This is a genomic window from Leucobacter fengyongliangi, assembly GCF_050971685.1.
Taxonomy (GTDB): domain Bacteria; phylum Actinomycetota; class Actinomycetes; order Actinomycetales; family Microbacteriaceae; genus Leucobacter.
The window spans coordinates 99778-115792 of sequence record NZ_JBPCEU010000006.1 but is presented as its reverse complement, the minus strand read 5'-3'; the positions used below and the strand labels follow the sequence as shown (position 1 = coordinate 115792).

The window sequence follows — 16015 nt, the reverse complement described above, 5'->3', positions numbered from 1 at the left end:
GTCATCCGGCGATGACGGTACCGAGCCACGGGGTATTGACCGTCGGCAGCGCCCGGAACTCGGTCAGATCGGCGCGGTACAGGAAGTGGTTCTGCTGATCGTAGATCGGCAGAATGATCGATGCGTTCGCGATCCACTCCTGCGCAGCGCGCGCGGTCGCTTCCCGCTCCTCCACGTCCATCGAGGTGCCGATGGTGTCGAGCAGCGCGTCGAGCTCGGGGTCTTTCACCTGCGCGTTGTTGGCGAAATAGCCGCTCGGCGCGGGTACGGTGGCATCGCTGTGATACAGGAAACGCAGTACGTCGGGGCCGATCTTTGTGTATGGCGCACTTACCATCTCGTACTCGTAGGCACCGAGCGCGCCGTACCAGCTTGAGAGGTCGAGCAGCGTGATCTGAATGTCGAAACCCACCTCGCGGGCGCCCGCCTGGATCTGTTCGAAGAGCGCCTGCTCGGCCTGCGTCGACTGTGCGCCGGTCACCGGGAAGCGGGCCGTGAGTCGTTGCCCGTCCTTCGTCCGAATTCCGTCGTCGTCTCGTTCGGTCCAGCCTGCCTCGTCGAGCAGGGTGTTCGCGAGCTCGGGGTCGAAGACGTAGGCTTCCGGGCTCTGCAGTGCGAGCCGCTCGCGGCTCGAGAGCGCACTGGTGGATCGCGGTGCCCACCCCTCGAACAGCGTCTCGAGGCCCGCGTCGACGTTGGCAGAGGCGATGAACGCCTCACGCACGCGCTGATCGTTGAACGGAACCGTGCTCGTGTTTAGCTCGATCCGGTTGCTGGCGCCCGGGCGGGGCGCATCGAGGTGCGCGAGGTCTTCCGAGTTCTCCGCGACGGTTATCTGCTCGGGCAGGGGGTTGTCGATGATGTCAACCTGACCAGCCTCGAGGGCCGCGAACCGCGCCGTCGCATCCGGGATGAAGCGCCACGTCAGCGTCTCGGCGGCCGCTGCGTCGGGTGCGTCGATCCCGTCGGGGGAGGTGGTGTTCTCGGGATTGCGCACGAGTTCGATGCGATCCTGTTTCACCCAGTCGTCGATGACGAAGGGCCCCGACCCGATCGGTGCGAGGCAGTTTTCGTCCATGCCACGAGCGATGCCGGCGGGCGATTGCATCGCCACCCACGGCTGCGCGAGCGACTCGAGCAGCGCCGCGTCGGGTCGGGTGAGTGTGAAGCGCACCACATCGGCAGCGACGACCTCGACGGCCGCCACCTGGCGCACGGCGAGATAGCCGGTGGAGGATCCCGTGTCGGGGTCTTGCAGGTGCTCGATGTTGGCCTGCACCGCGGCAGCGTCGACGGGGGTGCCGTCGCTGAAGGTCGCACCGTCACGCAGCGTGAACTCCCAGGTCAGTCCGTCGTCGCTGACCGTCCATGAGCTCGCCAGCCACGGCACGATGGTGCCCTCGGCGTCGAGCGCCACGAGCGATTCGAGCACCTGCGTGGCGAGCAGGGCCTGCGGGAAATTGCCGCCGACGTGGGGGTCGAGGCAGCTCGGTTCTCCGTCTCCGGTCGCGTAGACGAGGTTGGTGCGGGCCTCGCCTGGTTCCGGCGTGCTTCCGCCCGCGGAACAGGCCGCGAGCGGCAACACGAGGGCGACCGCGGTGAGGCCGGTCGCCCAGACGGTTTTTCTCGGTGTGTGCGCTGATGTATGTTTCACAACAGCTAAGCCTATATTATTAGACGCGATCTATTAAATGCGGCCAGGAGTAATTCGCATGTCTCAGTCACGGGGTCGACCCAGAAAGGCCTCTGCGGAACTGCTGCAGGAGGCGGCGTTCGAGCTGTTCCAGGTGCAGGGGTACCGCGGCACCAGCGTCGAGCAGATCGCGCGAACCGCGGGCTTTAGCCGGGCAACCTTCTTCAACTTCTTTTCGTCGAAGTCAGAGCTCTACTGGCTCGATACCGACGTTCTGCTCGCCAGCCTCGGCAAGCACCTGGAGGGTCAGCTCAGCGCGGGGGATTCTGTGCCGCTGCGAGCGGCCCTGCTGAGTTACGCGGAATCCATCAGTAGCGCCAACATTCCCTGGGCGCTGCAGAACTTCCGGCTGCTCGAATCGGCAGACGACCTGATCGCCGGAGGGGCCGGGCGTGTGCTGGCACTCAACCGAATGCTCGACTCCTACCTGCAGCGAAGCGCGCCGGAATCTGACTCGGTCGAACGAAGCGCCAACGCTGCGATCACCACGGCACTGCTCATCACGGCGCTTCGCGGGTGGATCGACGCCGGAGTGAGTCGCGGCAGCTTTCGCGCGCAGCTCGAGCGCATCCTGTCGGTTGGCGCATAAGCGGTCTGCGCGACCCGTAGGCTTGTCGGCATGGCTGTTCTTCCCATTGTGATCTGCGGTGAACCCGTGTTGCACCGACCGGCGGCTCCCGTCACCCAGTTCGATGACGAACTGCGCACCCTCGTCGCCGACATGTTTGACACGACGGTCGCGGCACCCGGAGTGGGACTCGCCGCCCCGCAGGTGGGCATCGGCAAGCGCGTCTTCGTGTGGATCTATGACGACCAAGACGAGGGCCCCTCGCGTGGTGTCGCCATCAATCCTGAACTGTGGATCTCGCCACCCGAGCCGGGCCTCCCGGATGAGGATGAGGTGGAGGGATGCCTGTCCTTCCCCGGTGAACGGTTTGCCCTGCGCCGCTCGGAGCGCGCGCTGCTTCGCGCGCTCGACATCGATGGCGCGCCCTACGAGCTCGAGGTCAGCGGCTGGTTCGCCCGCATCATGCAGCACGAATTCGATCATCTCGACGGTCTGCTCTACGTGGATCGGCTCGTGCACCCCGAAAACCGTGCGGCGCAGAAGGCCGAGCGGAAGAACGGCTGGGGGAAGCCTGGGCTGAGTTGGATGCCCGGAGTGGATCACCCGGAGGATTAATCCCGCGGTCGCCGCTGCTGAGTATCGGGAACCGCGACCCACGCCAGTGTCACCGCGGCGAGGAGGGCGGCCGTGACGCCGAACCCCCAGCCGAACCCCGCGAAATCCACAATCGCACCCACCGCGAGTGGACCGAGCACACCTCCGAGATCGGCCATCATCGAGTAGGCCGCCACGACCTTGCCACCGGAACGCTGCCCCAGGATGTCGGCGAGCGCCGCCTGCTGACCGGGGTTCACCAGTGCCGAGCCCATTCCCGCCACGAACATGCAGGCGAGGGCGGCCCACAACGCGGGGGACGCCGGGAACACGAGGTAGGAGATGGCGAGGACCGCCAACCCCGTCACGAGCATGGGCTTGCGCCCCACGGTGTCGGTCCACCGCCCCGCGGGAAAAATGAGGAGTGCGTTGCCCGCAGCGTAGGCGGCAAGCACCCATGCCGCGTCGCTGGGTGCGCCCTGGAATGAGAGTGCCACAAAGAGGGGCACGATCGAGATGCGCACTCCGAATGAGGTCCATCCGAAGATCAGCACCGAACTGAGGAGCACGCGGTACTGCGAGATTTTCCAGGCCTCACGGAGCCCCATCGATTCGCGGGAAGCACCATCACCACCACCGGGAGAGGCGAGGGCCGAGCGGCGAAGCGCCGACCAGACCACGATTGCGGCGAGCACCAAAGTGAGGAAGTAGAAGATGAAGGGTGCGCGCAGACCGAACCCCGCCACGAGCGCCCCAAACACCGGCCCGAGCAACATGCCGCTCAAAAATCCTGCCGCGTTCAGGCTGGCCACACGACCGCGTGCATCGGGCGGGCTCACCTTCACCAGCAAAGCCGTCGCCGCAACCGTGAACATGGCCGACCCGATGCCCCCAGCTCCGCGCAGCAGCAGAAGTTGGGGGTAGGTCATCGCCAGGGCGCAGGCGCCGGTTGAGACCGCCACAATGAGCAGCCCGACCGTGTAGGTGCGTCGCTCGCCGAAGCGGGAGACGAGCCACCCGGCGAGCGGTGCCGACACCAGCCGCATGAGCGCAAATGCGCTGACGATCGCGCTCGCCGCCAGGTTCGACACACCAAACTCGAGGGCGTACTGCGGAATCGCCGGGGCGACGACGCCGTAGCCGAGCGCAACCGTGAACCCGCCCGCCACGAGCGCCCACACCTCGAAGGGCAGCTTGGCGCGCGGGGGGCGCGCGGGGCGAGGAGACATCGACTCAATTCTACTGTCGGGGGTGGGCCCCGGTTGTCTCCCCGGGCTCCGGGCTACGGGTGCAGCAATACCTTGATGGCGCGGCGCTCGTCCATGGCGCGGTACGCCTCGGCGGCCTCCGCCAGTGGCAGCTCAAGGTCGAACACACGTCCGGGTTGGATCGATCCGTCGAGCACCTCAGGAAGGAGCTCCTCGATATAGTTGCGCACCGGGGCGATGCCACCTCGCACGCCGACGTTGCTGCCAAACAGGGTGTCGATCGGTAGCTCTGCACCGCCAGCTGGCACGCCGACGAAGCCGACCTGGCCGCCGGGCCTGGCCGAGCGGAGCGCCGTGTCCATCGATTCCTGGGTGCCGACGCACTCAAGCACGCAGTCTGGTCCGATTCCGCCGAACATGTTTTTCAGAAGGGCGATGCCCTCATCGCCGCGCTCTGGCACCACATCTGTGGCTCCGAATTCCCTCGCGAGTGCCTGCCGGTCGGCGTGCCGCGACATCGCGACGATCCGCGTTGCCCCCAGGCGCTTCGCGGCGATGATCGCGCAGAGCCCGACCGCTCCGTCACCGATGACCGCGACAGTGGATCCAGGCTTCACCCCGGCGGAAACCGCCGCGTGATGCCCCGTTCCCATGACATCAGACAGGCTCAGCAGAGCCGGAATCATGTTTTCGGTGGGCTGCCCGGGAACCACGACGAGGGTGCCATCGGCGAGCGGAACCCGCACGCGCTCGCTCTGCGCGGCATTCGCGTAACCAAAGTCGCGGACCTTGGAGCCCCAGAATCCGCCGTTCAGGCAGTGGCTAGAGAACCCATTGATGCAGTTCAGGCAGGTGCCATCGCAGACGTAGAACGGGGCGATGACGAAGTCTCCAACTCGCACCTGCGAAACGGCAGAGCCGACCTCCTCGACAATCCCGACGAACTCATGACCAATCGGCCGCGGCTTGGGTGTCGGCTTCACTCCGCGGTACCCCCACAAGTCGGAACCGCACACGCAGGCAGCCACGACTCTCACGATCGCATCGCGGCCGGCGGCCTCGGGGCGGTTATCGAGCGCAGGATCAACCACATCTTCGACGCGAATATCTCGTTCACCGTGGAGGAAGACTTGGCGCATGGGAAGATCCTTTTCGCTGAGTGGGGAAGAACGTGACAGGTGCACTGCCCTGACTGGATTCTAGGTGCCCCGCCCCTCGCTTCGCTCCGTGGGCAATCGCTGTGGCGATTGGGGTCACTCGGTCGAACGCGATATTTTCTTTGTGAGTGCCCCACCCCTCGCTTCGCTCCGTGGGCTGCCGCCGTGGGCGGCACGGGGCCCTGAATGCGCAGAGCGGTGCTCTGCGCTTGAATCAGTGCCCCCGGCAGGATTCGAACCTGCGACCAAGAGATTAGAAGGCTCCTGCTCTATCCCCTGAGCTACGGAGGCGACCGAAATAGCGTATCGCAGCAACGCGTGAATCCCGTCGCTTCTGGAACGGCGGGTCAGCGAGTCTGCTCTTCCCCGGGCGCACGGAGACTCATAGGATTGGGGCAGACGTTCGCACCCACCAGGAGGCGCGCGACCGAGCAAAGGGGAGACCATGGGTTTCATCAAGGCGTTTTCGGGTGCGATCGGCGGCATGTTTGCCGATCAGTGGATCGACTTCCTGCAACCACCGGCAGGGCTTGCACCCACCGCCGCAATCTTTCCGGCGGTACCGAAAGGCACGAACGCGGGTCGCGGCTCCAACACCAAGGGCTCGGAGAACATCATCAGCGACGGTTCGCTGATTGTGGTTCCGGAGGGATACGGTCTCCTCACCTTCCTCAACGGTGAATTGACCGGTCTCGTGGCGGAGGCCGGTGGGTACACGTTCACGACGACCGATCCTCAAGCGAAATCAATCTTCACCGGCGGTGGCCTGCTCGCCTCGACTGTGTTGCAGTCGTGGGAGCGGTTCAAATTTGGCGGACAGCCCGGGGCTCAGCACCTGGCCTTCTACGTCAACCTGAAGGAGATCCCGAACAACCGCTTCGGAACGCAGAGCGAGATTTACTGGGACGACGCCTTTCTTGGCACCCAGGTGGGCGCGATCACGCGCGGCACCTACACACTGAAGATCATCGACCCGGTGCTGTTTGTGAAGCAGTTCGTGCCGCTCACCTATCTGAGCGCAGATGCCCGGGTGTTTGACTTCAGCGATCTCGACAACGACGCCGCGGCACAGCTTTTCAATGAGGTCGTTTCGTCACTCGCACCCGCGTTCTCGATCTATACGAATGATCCGAGCAAGGGCAACCGTATGGCGCGCATTCAAAGCGATGCGCTGGGGTTCGCCCAATCGCTCTCCGCCGCGGTCGAATCGGGCTACCAGTGGGCATCGCAGCGTGGCCTCGCAATTGTGAGCACCGCGATCCAGTCGATCGAGTACGACGCAGACACGCAGAAGCTCCTCAGCGATGTGAAGAAGGCCGATGCGCTCTCCGGGAATCGCGGCGCCTCCTTCCTGCAGCAGTCGGTCGCGCGTGGCTTCGAGGCTGCGGGCTCTACCGAGGGTTCGGGTGGCATGGCGATGATGGGCCTGGGGGTTGGCATGACCGGCCAGGCCCTGAACTTCCAGCAGCAGCAACAGCAGCCGGCAGCCCCGGCTCCGGCAGCGCCGGCACCTGCCGCACCGGCACCAGCACCGGCCGCAGCAGAGGATCCCGTGGCAAAGCTCGCCCAGTTCAAGCAGATGCTCGATCAGGGCCTCATCACTGCGGAAGACTTCGAGGCAGCGAAGAAGGCGCTGCTGGGGCTGTAGACGCGACATGGTAGACAACCACATCGACACCGCCTCGGGAAAAGCGGACGGGCTCGACAAATGCCCGAAATGCGGGTCTACCGAGATCTCGCTGCGCCCCGCGACTGGCATGCTGGTTTGCCACTTCTGTCGACACGAGTGGGCGGAAGCCGGGATCGAGCAGCAGTTCGGCCTGGACTCGGCCATCGGAGATCTTCGGGGCACGACCGTCGCCTCCGGCGCGGCCGCGTTGCAGGAATCTGCTCAAGATGTGCTCACGCTGAAGTGCCAGGCCTGCGGTGCGGAAGTGGTGGTAAACACCCAGGAGGCGCTGCAGTCGCGGTGCCACTGGTGTCGGCAGACGCTGTCGGTGAACACGCAACTGCCCAACGGTGCGGTGCCGGATGGTCTGTTGCCCTTCAGTATCACCCGCGAGGATGCCATTGCTCGCATCGATGCGTTCGTGAAATCACGTCGCTTCTTTGCCCACCCGAAGTTCGTGCGCGAGTTTGCCCCAACCGAGGTTGTCGGGGTTTATATGCCGTACATGCTGCTCGACGCGAATACCCACGTGGATCTCACCGGCTTCGGGGAGATCCAGACCCGGCGGTACACCCGGAAACGCGGTGACGACGAGGTGACGCTGTATGACGCTGACGTGTATCAGGTGGCGCGATCGTTCGATGTGCACATCGACGATGTGATGATCGAATCGTCAGCTCAGCGCGCCGACATCGACTGGTCGCGCAACACCAATAACATCATCAACTCGATTCAGCCGTTCGACGTGAAAGCCGCGGTGGCGTACAACGCGAACTACCTGCGGGGCTTCACGGCCGAGAAGCGCGACCTCGACGTGTCGTCGCTCGGCCGCGAAGCACACGATCGCCTGTTGTCGATCGGTCGGCAGCGCGCAAACGACAGCACAGGGCAGTACAACCGGGGGGTGCGCTGGGAAACGGAGCACTTGGATGTCAAGGGCACGCGTTGGGTGGCGGTCTCGGTGCCCGTCTGGCTCTACAGCTATTTCGATGGTCGACTCACCCACTTCGTCGCGGTCAACGGTCGCACGGGTGAAACCATGGGGAGCGTGCCGATCCGCTACGGGCGGCTCATTCCGGCTGCAGTGATCATCGGTATCGTCGGAACCGCGGTCGGCGGCTTCCTAGATTTCTTTATGGGATAGGGGAGGCGCAATCGTGCAGTTTGTGGACGCGTGGATCGCGCTCAATACCAGCGGAATCTTCGACACCATCGCCCGACTGGAAGACTACGGTGCCAGTTCTGAGGAGGGTGGCGCGTGGCTCTGGCTCATCGGGCCCGCCGGCGGCCTCGGCTTTTTCATGTGGGTGTTTCTGCGGTATCGCAACACCGACAAGCGACACGCATTTGAGCGGGAAACGGCCGCCGAGGTGCTTGATTTGCGCACCTACGATCAGAAGACAGGCGAAGTCAAGGGTGTCGAAAACTCTCGCATCCCCGGCCAAAACTCGAATTCACCGCTGAAACGGCTGGGCTCGGGTACGACAGTCACAGAGCTTCCGGCACCGACGAAACCCACCCTTCCCGGGATCCCACCGCAACCCGAGTCGCCGCCACAATCCGAGGCCCCGCCGCAGCAGTAGGGCACGGACATACCGCGCATCACTCGAAGCGGTTCACCATCGCCAGAGCGGCGCGATCCACATAGTCCCGGAACGCCGCGTCGTGCATTGGCGGTAGCGCCACCTCGTCGAGCGCTGCGTACATGTGCGCCAGCCAGTGTTCCCTCGCTTCAGGGGTCACGGGGAAGGGCGCGTGTCGCATCCGGAGCCGGGGGTGGCCTCGATGCTCCGAATAGGTGGTGGGCCCACCCCAGTACTGTTCGAGGAACGTGCGCAGCCGCCAGATCGCACCCTCCCAATCTTCGTTGGGGTACATCGGCGCTAGGAGTTCGTCCTCGCGCACGCCACGGTAGAAGGCGCGCACCAGTCGATCAAAGGTCTCGGTGCCGCCTACCTGGGCCCATAGGGTGTCCGTGAGGGCCGGCCCGTCGGCCCCCGAGCGCAGTGTCAACCGCGGGGCTGGCGGGGGAGTCGTTGGTTCTGGGTCGGTCATACGGAACCTCCGGGGAATCGCGGGAGCTCACTCGCCAGCTCGATGCCGAGTTCGGCGTAGCGCTTCTTGATGAGCGAGCGAAGCTCGCGCTGCACCGCCCACTGTGCTTCGGGCCTCGTGCGCACCATGAAGCGCAGGGTCGCGCGGTCTCCGAACACGCTCTCGAGCCCCAGCATCTCGGGAAGGCCGGTAACCCGTCGCGCATACTGCGGCGAGGAGAGGAGCTCCTTGCCGCACTCAAGGGCCGCCTGTTCGGCAAGCGCGAGGTCGGTGTCGGCGGCAACCGCGATGTCGATGATGGCGCGGCCCCACCCCTGAGACGCGTTGCCGAGCGTCAAGATCTCGCCGTTGCGCACAAACCACAGGGTGCCGTCGATCGCCCGCACCTTGGTGACACGGATGCCCACATCCTCCACGGTGCCGCTGATTTGATCGATGGTCACCCAGTCACCCACGCCGAGTTGATCCTCAAAGACCATGAAAATCCCGTTCAGGATGTCTTTGACGATGTTCTGGGCGCCGAAGGCGAGACCGGCCGCGACAATACCTGCCGATGCAAGCATCGCCGTGAGGTTCACGCCGAGCTGCGAGAGAATCGCAATCGCGGCGGCGACGACGATCGTCCAGGAGATGACGTGACGACCGACCGTGCCGAGGGTGCGGGTGCGCTGCACGGCCCGCGCGTTCATGTGCGGGGTGGCCTGCAGCTCTTGGGTGGATTCGACGTCTTGCGAACGCTTCACACCGCGCACGACGTGGCTGACGCTGCGATCAAGCACGCGTCGCAGCACCCAATTCGCGATGAGCGCCCCCACGACGATGAGTGCCACGGTGAATGGCACCCGGTAGGTGATGAAGAATCCGCTGACCGCGGCCCAAAACTCAGCCATCGGCGAGCCTCGCATCGGCGGCCTGCGCTGCCAGGGCTCGATCCACCCCGGCCACATGCTCAGTCACAAGCCTGCGCAGGGCTGCGGGAGCCTCAGGATGCTGCTCAAGCCAGAGCTGGCTTGCCGCCCGGAGCGGATCGGACGCGAGCGGCGACGGGTAGAAGCCCTCGATGATTTCCTCAGCGATCGCGTAGCTGCGCGAATGCCAGATCTCGAGCAACGAATCAAAGTACCGGTCGATGAACGGCACGAGCAGGGACAGGTCGTGGGTGCGCAGCAGCCCGAGTCCGGTTGCCCGCACAATCGCGTTCGGCAAATCGGCAGCTTGGAAGACCGAATCCCAGGCCGCAGTCTTGGCCTCAGCCGTCGGGAGGGCCGCGCGGGCGTGTGCGGCCGACTGCTGCCCGGTCGCGGTGCGGTCCTCGGCGAGCGCGGTTTCGATTTCCTCAGATGTCGCACGCCCACCGGCCGCGAGGGAGATGAGCAACTCCCACCCCAGGTCGGTGTCGATATCGAGGCCATCCAGCGGCGCGCGTTCATCGAGCAGCGCAAGCACGGTGTCAAGCTGCTCGCTGGTGGATGCCAGCTGCGCGAAGGCGCGCACAAATTGGAACTGCCGATCCGAGCCCGGCTCGGCATCTACTGCGAGCTGCCACATCGCGTCGGCGACGCGCTCGAGCGTCGCCGCGCGTCGCTCCGGAGCCACATAGCTCGCGGCCGCCAGCAGCAGTTGGCCGATGAGCGTGCGGAGCGTGGTGGACTGCGTCTCCGCAGAGATGTGACGCAGCACGACATCGACAAAGCGCGATGCCGCGAATTCGCCGTCGCGAGTCGCGTCCCAGAGCGTTCCCCAGACGAGGGCCCGAGCGAGGGAATCGGTAATGTTCCCGATGCCGTTCAAGGCGGTCGCGAGCGAGGACTCATCCAGACGGATCTTCGCGTAGGTCAGATCATCATCGTTGAGCAGCAGCAAGTCTGGCCTGGTGATGCCAATGAGCTCGGGCACCTGGGTGAGCGCACCATCGACATCCGTTTCGATGCGGTGCACTCGCGTGAGCGCACCGTCAACGCCGCGCGAGTACAACCCAATCGCAATTCGGTGCGGCCGCAGGGTGGGGTATTGCTCGATGGCGGTTTGCTCGATGGCGAACGACAAGTACGCTCCGGACTCGTCGACCTCGCACACCGGACGCAGGGTGTTGACCCCAGCTGTCTCGAGCCACAGTGTCGACCAGTTGCCCAGGTCTCTGCCGCTCTGCGCCTCCAGCTCGGTGAGCAAGTCAGGCAACTCGGTGTTTGCGTGATGGTGCTTCACGAAGTAGTCGTGAACGCCTCGCATGAAAGGCTCGCGACCCACCCACGCGACCATCTGCTTGAGCACCGATGCGCCCTTCGCGTAGGTGATCCCGTCAAAATTGACGAGCACATCTTCGAGATCGCGAATTTCGGCGACGATCGGGTGGGTCGAGGGGAGCTGATCTTGCCGGTACGCCCACGACTTCTCGCTCGCCGCGAAGGTCGTCCAGCAGTCCGTCCACTCGGTCGCCTCAGCGACACCGAGGGTCGACATGTATTCCGCGAACGATTCGTTCAGCCACAGGTCATTCCACCAGCGCATCGTTACGAGATCGCCGAACCACATATGGGCGAGCTCGTGCAGGATCGTCACGACCCGACGCTCCCGCATCGCGTCAGTGACCTTGCTGCGAAACACGTACGCTTCGGTGAACGTCACCGCGCCGGCATTCTCCATCGCGCCCATGTTGTACTCGGGCGCGAAGATCTGGTCGTACTTGTCGAACGGGTAGGGGTAGTCGAACTGCTCTTCGAAGAACGCGAACCCCTCGCGGGTCTTCTCGAAGAGGTAGTCGGCATCGAGAAACTCGCTCAGTGACTCTCGGCAGAAGACGCCGAGCGGGATGATGCGGCCGTCGCGGCTCGTCAATTCGGATCGCACCACACGGTAGGGCCCCGCGATGAGCGCGGTGATGTAGCTCGACATGACCGGGGTGGGCTCGAACGCCCACGTTGCGATCGCTTCGCCGTCGCGCTCCCCGGCTGGCGTCTGGTTTGGTGTCGGCTGGTTGCTGATGACCTGCCACCGGGCGGGCGCGGTGACACGGAAGGTGAACGTCGCCTTCAGGTCGGGCTGCTCGAACACGGCAAACATGCGCCGGGAATCGGGCACCTCAAACTGGGAGTACAGGTAGACCTCGCCATCGGCGGGATCGACGAAGCGATGCAGACCCTCGCCCGTGTTCATATAGCGCTGGTCGCTCTCGATGCGCAGGGTGTTTTCGGCAGCGAGGGCGGGAAGCGCGATCCGCGATTCGGCGTAGCTCGACTCGGGATCGAGCTCCTCGCCGTTCAGCGTGATGCTGAGAACCTTCGCCGCGATGAGGTCGATGAACGTGCTCGCCCCGGGTGTCGCCGAGAACTTCACCGTGGTGACCACACGGAAGTGTTCAGCGCCGGTGGTGAGGTCGAGGTCGATCTCATAGCTGTGGGTGGTCACGACGCTTGCGCGTTCGATCGCTTCAGCGCGGGTGAGGTTTTCTCCGGGCACGATGCTCCTCGCATTTTCTGGTGGATCAGTCCGCTGCGCGGACACCGTCACCACCCAGCCTATTCCCGCAAGCTGACTACACTTGAGGTATGACCGAACGCGCCACTCCCGCAGTCCAATTCTGGTTCGATCCGATTTGCCCGTGGACCTGGATCACGAGTCGCTGGGTCAGCGAAGTCGCCGAACTTCGCGGATTCGAGGTGGAGTGGAACCCGTTCAGCCTCGCGGTGTTGAACGAAGGAAGCGATGCGGGTGATCATGCCGAGGGACAGCGTCAGGGGCACCGCATGGGCCAGGTGCTTACCGCGGCGCGCGCCTCTCACGGGGGGCGGGCCATCGCCGACCTGTACACGGCGCTTGGGAACCGCTTGCATCCGGCGGAACGCACGGACGTGGATGCGGTGATCGCTGAGTCGCTCGCCGAGGCTGGTCTGCCAGCAGAGCTTTCGGTCGCTGCTGATTCTGGCGAGCACGAAGCGGAGCTGGTTGCGAGCACGAGGCGGGGCATTGAGCTGGTGGGCCCCGGCGTGGGCATCCCGATCATCGCGATCGACGGCATCGCGTTTTTCGGCCCCGTGATCAGCCCGGCGCCGCACGGCGAGGATGCGCTGACGCTCTGGGACGGCGTGCGCGCTGCGGCAAGCATTCCCGGGTTTTTCGAGCTGAAGCGTGGCCGCGAGGTCGGCCCGCAGTTCAACTGATCAGTACGACCGCACGAGAGGGCAGCACGCATGCGCATCCACATTGCCACCGACCACGCTGGGCTTGAATTCAGCCAGCACCTGCAAGATCACCTGCGCGGGCTTGGCCACGAGGTCATCGATCACGGGCCGACACACTATGACGCGCTCGACGACTATCCCTCGTTTTGCATCAACGCGGCCCTGGGCGTCGCGCGAGACGAACGCGCGGGCGTCGAGGCGCTCGGCGTGGTCTTTGGCGGCTCGGGCAACGGTGAGCAGATGGCGGCGAACAAGGTCGCCGGGATCCGCGCGGCACTGGTGTGGAATGAGTCCACCGCGGCCCTCGCTCGTGAGCACAACAATGCGAACGTGATCTCGATCGGCGCTCGTCAGCACCCGGTCGAGGACGCGATCCGCTTCATCGAAACCTTTGTCTCGACGCCATTCTCGGGTGACGAGCGTCACGTGCGCCGCATCGCCCAGCTCGCAGAGTACGAGCGCACGGGAGCGATCGCGGGCAAGCAGGTGGATTCACTGTAATGTGCGCTCAGGGAGGTCGGTGTGCCTGAGGGACACTCCGTCCACCGCATCGCGCGGCAGTTCGGCGTGAACTTCGTCGGCACTGCCCCCGAGGTGTCGAGCCCGCAGGGTCGGTTCTCGCTGGGAGCGGCGCTCCTGAGCGGTCGCGAAATGACCGACGCGCGCGCGGTGGGTAAGCAGATGTTTCTCGAGTTTGAGGAGCGCGACTGGTTGCGCGTGCACCTCGGGATCTACGGCGCCTGGGATTTCGCGGGCGAGGTGGCGGTGGATCCGCGCATCCAACTGCACGCCCGTCCGTCCGGGCGCACGAAGCTTGGCCAGACGGGCATGGCCGGATCCGCGCCGGGCCAGCCTGGAGCCGCTGCCAGCGTGCCGGTCGATGCCGAGGGTGAGGACTCGGTGACCTCGATTGGGGCACCGCGCCGCACCCGCGTGCGCATGGCCGAGCACGATCGCGCGGGCCGAGCGGCGGAGTCGTTTCCGCCTGAACCGGTGGGGCAGGTGCGCGTGCGACTGCTGAATGAACGGGTCTGCGCCGATCTGCGGGGCCCCACGGCATGCGAAGTTCTGCCGCCCGAAGGCGTCGCCGCGGTGCTCGACCGCCTCGGCCCCGACCCCGCGAACGCGAACACCGCCGCCGAGCGCGCCCGGTTTATCGCGCGGGCCCGCAAGCGGCGCACCCCGATCGGCCTTGTGCTCATGGATCAGTCGGTGATCGCGGGCATCGGGAATGTGTACCGCGCGGAGCTTCTCTTCCGAGCCGAGCTGGACCCACATACCCCTGCGTCATCGCTGAGCGAGCGCGTGCTCGGCGAGCTGTGGGACGACTGGGCGCACCTGCTCGAGATCGGCATCACGGTCGGTCAAATGATCACCATCGACGGGCTCGAGGGCGAGGCCTACCAGCGCGCGCTGCACGATCGCGACGAGCGGCACTGGGTGTACAAGCTGGAGGGAACCCCGTGCAAGCGATGCGGGGCATCGATCACCCTCGAAGACATGGCGAACCGCAAGCTCTACTGGTGTGCAGGCTGCCAGCGTGCGCACTAGTTCACTACGCTGGTCTCATGCGTGATGTGCTTTCGGCTGTGATCGGCAAGTCGGTGCGACAGGTCGCGCGTCTGCGCGGCGGTGGATCGGCGCTCCCCGGTCTCGTGATCGAAAAGTTCGACCCGGGCTTCCTCGCTCGTGTGCTCGGTCGTTTGCCCTACGGGGTGGTGGCAGTGAGCGGCACGAACGGGAAGACGACGACCACCAAGATGATCGTCGAGATCCTCGAATCGCAGGGGCTTCGCGTCTTCACCAACAAGACCGGCTCAAACTTCTCGCGCGGGGTGATCGCCGCGGCGGTGCAGGAGTGCTCCCTCGCGGGTCGGCTCGACGCTGACATCGCCGTGCTCGAGCTCGACGAGGCGCACGCGATCCACTTCATTGCCCGGGTGAAACCGCGCTTCACGCTGCTGCTCAACGTGCTGCGCGATCAACTCGACCGATTCGGCGAGATCGATGCGACCGCCAAGTTGCTGCAGCGCATTGCCGAAGCCACGACCGACGGGTTGGTGGTTAACCGCGAAGATCCGTTGCTCGAGCAGACGGGAGCGAGTCAGGCTGATCGACTCGAGGTGCGCTCGTTCGGGCTTTCCAGCGACCTCAGGGCGATGTTCCCGAGCGACGACGACTTTCATCGCGGCACGGCGGCCCCCGTGCGCGTCGACGAGGCCGCAAGGTCCGACGCGGATGTCACACTCACCCGGGTGGGCGATCACGAGGCGACCTTCCGCATCGACGGTGTGGATCATCACACCGGGTTGAAGCTTGAGGGGCTCTACAACACGTTTAACGCGGCGGCGGCCCTCGCCACGGTGCGGCTCGTGCTGGCCGGGGGAGTCAAGCAGCAGTCTGACGCGCTGGAGGTACACGCGAGCACGGGAGAACTGCTCGCCTCGCTCGCAAACGTTCGCCCGGCCTTTGGCCGTGGGGAGCAGCTGGAACTCGACGGCCACACCCTCGAGCTGGTGCTCGTGAAGAATCCCGCGGGATTTCGGCTCGCACTGGCCTCGTTTCCCGCTGCGGGAGTCGCCTCGATGATCGCCATTAACGACCAGTATGCGGATGGCCGTGACATGTCGTGGCTGTGGGATGTCGACTTTGGCACGCTGGCGGAGACCGGGGTCGACACAGTCTCCGGCACACGTGCTTGGGATATGGCGCTCCGGCTTGAACACGACGATGTGAACGTCGGGCAGGTGGAGGAGGATCCGCAGCGAGCGCTCGCCGGGTTTCGGCGGCGCACCATGGGCCAGCCTCGGCGCATCTACTGCACGTACACCGCCATGCTCGCGCTCCGGAAGGAGCTCGCTACCCTGACGAAGGTGGAGGAGATCTGGTGACG

15 protein-coding genes and 1 tRNA gene are annotated in these 16015 nt (G+C 65.1%); 9 read left to right on the top strand and 7 right to left on the bottom strand.

The features are described 5' to 3' along the window. Position 1: 1 nt before the first annotated feature. Entirely contained in the window at positions 2-1654 is a 1653-nt protein-coding gene (locus ACR0R4_RS06210; RefSeq protein WP_433646485.1) for an ABC transporter substrate-binding protein, read from the bottom strand. A 58-nt stretch (positions 1655-1712) separates the two neighbouring features. Here ACR0R4_RS06210 and ACR0R4_RS06205 point away from each other — a divergent pair, with 58 nt between their 5' ends. Continuing rightward, positions 1713-2282: a TetR/AcrR family transcriptional regulator gene (locus ACR0R4_RS06205; protein WP_433646484.1), complete on the top strand. Its 570-nt coding sequence runs from the start codon at positions 1713-1715 to the stop codon at positions 2280-2282. 30 nt (positions 2283-2312) lie between these two features. Then, entirely contained in the window at positions 2313-2876 is a 564-nt protein-coding gene (gene def, locus ACR0R4_RS06200) for a peptide deformylase (RefSeq protein WP_433646483.1), read from the top strand. On the opposite strand, the gene ACR0R4_RS06195 is transcribed toward def, so the two are convergent. From ACR0R4_RS06195 to ACR0R4_RS06185, 3 genes are all read right to left on the bottom strand, one after another. After that, a complete protein-coding gene (locus ACR0R4_RS06195; protein WP_433646482.1) occupies positions 2873-4084 on the bottom strand; it encodes an MFS transporter in 1212 nt (403 codons plus the stop codon). The two genes, def and ACR0R4_RS06195, sit on opposite strands and share 4 nt — an antisense overlap. A 53-nt stretch (positions 4085-4137) precedes the next feature. Further along, the gene (locus tag ACR0R4_RS06190) at positions 4138-5202 is read right to left on the bottom strand and encodes a zinc-dependent alcohol dehydrogenase family protein (RefSeq protein WP_433646481.1); all 1065 of its coding nucleotides are present in this window, start codon (positions 5200-5202) and stop codon (positions 4138-4140) included. A 236-nt stretch (positions 5203-5438) separates the two neighbouring features. Further along, positions 5439-5511: transfer RNA gene (locus tag ACR0R4_RS06185), tRNA-Arg, on the bottom strand. Positions 5512-5665: 154 nt separating this feature from the next. On the opposite strand from ACR0R4_RS06185, the gene ACR0R4_RS06180 reads away from it, so the two are divergent. Genes ACR0R4_RS06180 through ACR0R4_RS06170 form a run of 3 tightly spaced genes read left to right on the top strand, consistent with a single transcriptional unit; the run spans position 5666 to position 8472 of the window. Beyond that, positions 5666-6868, top strand: a complete 1203-nt coding sequence (locus tag ACR0R4_RS06180) for an SHOCT domain-containing protein (RefSeq protein ID WP_433646480.1) — start codon at positions 5666-5668, stop codon at positions 6866-6868. A 7-nt stretch (positions 6869-6875) separates the two neighbouring features. Then, the gene (locus tag ACR0R4_RS06175; protein WP_433646479.1) at positions 6876-8033 is read left to right on the top strand and encodes a TFIIB-type zinc ribbon-containing protein; all 1158 of its coding nucleotides are present in this window, start codon (positions 6876-6878) and stop codon (positions 8031-8033) included. A gap of 13 nt (positions 8034-8046) precedes the next feature. After that, on the top strand, positions 8047-8472 hold the full coding sequence (locus ACR0R4_RS06170; RefSeq protein ID WP_433646478.1) for a hypothetical protein: 426 nt from the start codon (positions 8047-8049) through the stop codon (positions 8470-8472). Between the two features lie 19 nt (positions 8473-8491). On the opposite strand, the gene ACR0R4_RS06165 is transcribed toward ACR0R4_RS06170, so the two are convergent. From ACR0R4_RS06165 to pepN, 3 genes are read right to left on the bottom strand one after another with little or no spacing between them, the layout of a single operon-like run. After that, positions 8492-8944 (bottom strand): globin, encoded by a 453-nt coding sequence (locus tag ACR0R4_RS06165; RefSeq protein ID WP_433646477.1) that lies wholly within the window; start codon positions 8942-8944, stop codon positions 8492-8494. Beyond that, entirely contained in the window at positions 8941-9834 is an 894-nt protein-coding gene (locus tag ACR0R4_RS06160) for a mechanosensitive ion channel family protein (RefSeq protein WP_433646476.1), read from the bottom strand. The genes ACR0R4_RS06165 and ACR0R4_RS06160 overlap by 4 nt, the downstream gene beginning before the upstream one ends. Further along, positions 9827-12400, bottom strand: a complete 2574-nt coding sequence (gene pepN, locus ACR0R4_RS06155) for an aminopeptidase N (RefSeq protein WP_433646475.1) — start codon at positions 12398-12400, stop codon at positions 9827-9829. Before pepN ends, ACR0R4_RS06160 begins: the two co-directional genes overlap by 8 nt. An 89-nt stretch (positions 12401-12489) precedes the next feature. Here pepN and ACR0R4_RS06150 point away from each other — a divergent pair, with 89 nt between their 5' ends. The 4 genes from ACR0R4_RS06150 to ACR0R4_RS06135 are packed head-to-tail and all read left to right on the top strand — an operon-like array spanning position 12490 to position 16013. Next, positions 12490-13101, top strand: a complete 612-nt coding sequence (locus ACR0R4_RS06150) for a mycothiol-dependent nitroreductase Rv2466c family protein (RefSeq protein ID WP_433646474.1) — start codon at positions 12490-12492, stop codon at positions 13099-13101. A gap of 30 nt (positions 13102-13131) precedes the next feature. Further along, positions 13132-13623, top strand: coding sequence for a ribose-5-phosphate isomerase (locus ACR0R4_RS06145; protein WP_433646473.1), 492 nt, complete (start codon positions 13132-13134; stop codon positions 13621-13623). A 21-nt stretch (positions 13624-13644) separates the two neighbouring features. After that, complete coding sequence (locus tag ACR0R4_RS06140; protein ID WP_433646472.1) at positions 13645-14673, top strand: Fpg/Nei family DNA glycosylase; 1029 nt, start codon at positions 13645-13647, stop codon at positions 14671-14673. Between the two features lie 17 nt (positions 14674-14690). Next, entirely contained in the window at positions 14691-16013 is a 1323-nt protein-coding gene (locus tag ACR0R4_RS06135; protein WP_433646471.1) for a MurT ligase domain-containing protein, read from the top strand. Positions 16014-16015: the final 2 nt, after the last annotated feature.